This is a genomic window from Faecousia intestinalis (assembly GCF_040096185.1).
Classification (GTDB): domain Bacteria; phylum Bacillota; class Clostridia; order Oscillospirales; family Oscillospiraceae; genus JAZOXB01.
The window spans coordinates 1-1,664 of sequence record NZ_JBBMFF010000243.1 but is presented as its reverse complement, the minus strand read 5'-3'; the positions used below and the strand labels follow the sequence as shown (position 1 = coordinate 1,664).

Genomic DNA, 1,664 nt, shown 5'->3' with positions numbered 1-1,664 from the left:
TCCGTCTAGTTGCGGGTAACCGGCATCTTCACCGGTACTACAATTTCGCCGGGCGGGCTGTTGAGACAGTGCCCAAATCATTACGCCTTTCGTGCGGGTCAGAACTTACCTGACAAGGAATTTCGCTACCTTAGGACCGTTATAGTTACGGCCGCCGTTTACCGGGGCTTAAATTCAAGCCTTCGTGTTGCCACTAAGCCCTCCTCTTAACCTTCCGGCACCGGGCAGGCGTCAGCCCCTATACGTCATCTTTCGATTTAGCAGAGACCTGTGTTTTTGGTAAACAGTTGCTTGGGCCTATTCACTGCGACCCTCTTTCGAGGGCGTCCCTTCTCCCGAAGTTACGGGACCAATTTGCCGAGTTCCTTAACAACCCTTCTCCCGTTGGCCTTAGGATTCTCTCCTCATCTACCTGTGTCGGTTTGCGGTACGGGCACCTCACTTCGCCTTTTCTCGCCACAGAGCATCATCGACTTCCCTACTATAAGTTCGGTCCCTTTCGCCCGGCGCGACCAACGGCCGGGTTCGACTATCTCCATGTGTCAGCTTTCTAGTGTGAGGTGGCTACGGAATTTCTACCGTATGTGCATCGACTACGCCTCGCGGCCTCGCCTTAGCTCCCGGCTTACCCTGGGCGGACGAACCTTCCCCAGGAAACCTTAGATTTTCGGCCATTATGATTCCCACATAATTCTCGCTACTCATTCCGGCATTCTCACTCGTGTACAGTCCACCGCTCCTTCCGATGCGACTTCACCCCATACACGACGCTCCCCTACCAATGTCTTTCGACATTCCCAAGCTTCGGTTATACGCTTAGCCCCGTTAAATTTTCCGCGCAAGATCACTCGACCAGTGAGCTATTACGCACTCTTTGAACGAGTGGCTGCCTCTAAGCCAACATCCTGGTTGTTTATGCAATCTCACATCGTTTTCCACTTAGCGTATATTTGGGACCTTAGCTGTGGGTCTGGGCTGTTTCCCTTTTGACCACGGATTTTATTACTCGCAGTCTGACTGCAGGTAAGCATTTCTACGGCATTCTTAGTTTGTTAGAGTTCAGTAAGCTTATCGCCCCCTAGCTCAGACAGTGCTTTACCTCCGTGAAACTCATTACCTACGCTAGCCCTAAAGCTATTTCGGGGAGAACCAGCTATCTCCAAGTTCGTTTGGAATTTCACCGCTAGCCACACCTCATCCCCGGACATTGCAACGTACGTGGGTTCGGACCTCCATGGAGCTTTACCTCCACTTCATCCTGGACATGGCTAGGTCACCTGGTTTCGGGTCTATGGCAACTGACTTCACGCGCTCTTCACACTCGGTTTCCCTTCGCCTCCGGTACTGAATACCTTAAGCTCGCCAGTTACTATAACTCGCCGGACCGTTCTACAAAAAGTACGACACCACCCTTTAACGGGCTATGTCTGCTTGTAAGCACAAGGTTTCAGGTACTGTTTCACTCCCCTCCCGGGGTGCTTTTCACCTTTCCCTCACGGTACTGCTCCTCTATCGGTCATCAGGTAGTATTTTGGCTTGGAGGGTGGTCCCCCCGGCTTCCCACGGGATTCCTCGTGCCCCGCGGTACTCTGGATCCGGCTACGTTCACTTCATTTTCGACTACGTGGCTCTCACACTCTTTGACTGGCCTTCCCAGACCATTC

Annotated in this window: 1 rRNA gene; it reads right to left on the bottom strand. The window is 52.5% G+C overall.

Annotation, left to right across the window (positions count from 1 at the left end):
- A 23S ribosomal RNA gene (locus tag WMO66_RS10520) occupies positions 1-1,664 on the bottom strand; the annotation flags it as partial.